This window comes from Vibrio sp. 10N.222.55.C6 (genome assembly GCF_041473395.1).
GTDB lineage: Bacteria > Pseudomonadota > Gammaproteobacteria > Enterobacterales > Vibrionaceae > Vibrio > Vibrio crassostreae_C.
The window spans coordinates 1-856 of sequence record NZ_JBFRSD010000111.1 but is presented as its reverse complement, the minus strand read 5'-3'; the positions used below and the strand labels follow the sequence as shown (position 1 = coordinate 856).

The following is an 856-nucleotide window of genomic DNA, read 5'->3' as shown; positions in this document are numbered from 1 at the left end:
TCAGCTCAACTTACAGAAAACCCAAGTGATGGCTCCTTCTCATGGCGTGGTGAGTAACCTACAACTGACGGTAGGCCAGCGAGCAACCGCAGGCTCACCTGTTTTGACCTTTGTTGATCCGCGAGAGGTGTGGATATCTGCGTTATACAGAGAAAACTCGCTAGAGCATATACAAGTCGGGCAAAGAGTTGAGATCGTATTGGATGCGTTACCGGGGCGAGTGCTATACGGCACGGTTGATAGCATTGGTTGGGGAACGGGTGGCAGCAATAGCACTGACCAAGAGACTGGCTTTTTAAATTCAGACACCAATTCTATTGCCGCGCAGCGCTACCCAGTCAATATTGTGTTTGATCATGGTGAGGTTCCAAGCAACATTCGTTTTGGTTCACAAGCCACAGTGGCTGTCATGACAGAGCAAAGTACCCCAGGTGAGTGGCTTGCTCAGCTTTGGATGAGAATTCTAAGCGTGTGGACTTATGTTTCATAGCTCAGCTAACTCCATTATTCGATTGGTGTTACTGCCGCTTTCGCTATTGTTCTACCATCAACAAAGTGGGCAGATGCTCGCTGTTTTGTCGCCCATATTTGTTGTGATGTTCATGACATTGATGCCATCCAAACCACCGATTAATTTAATATTAAAGGTGATTGTTGCATTAATCTTAATCAGCTTTGGTGTGGTGTTTTTTGGTAGTGTATTGGTCGACTCGCCAACCGGTTTTGTCCTCTATTGCTGGCTATTGCTGTTCTGGAGTTATCAGCGTAGCCATCAGAATACAAAAGATATCATCGCGACACTGACCATTATCGTGGTCATCGTGATGGTGGTGGTCAACAAGCAGATGCATCTCCC

Annotated in this window: 2 protein-coding genes; both read left to right on the top strand. The window is 46.5% G+C overall.

The annotated features are described in order from the left end of the window. A partial coding sequence (locus AB4486_RS22785) for an HlyD family secretion protein (protein WP_372118759.1) occupies nucleotides 1–490 on the top strand: 490 nt, incomplete at its 5' end. After that, nucleotides 480–856, top strand: a 377-nt coding sequence (locus AB4486_RS22780) for a DUF2955 domain-containing protein (RefSeq protein WP_372118757.1), incomplete at its 3' end; no start/stop codon positions are given. The genes AB4486_RS22785 and AB4486_RS22780, both read left to right, overlap by 11 nt.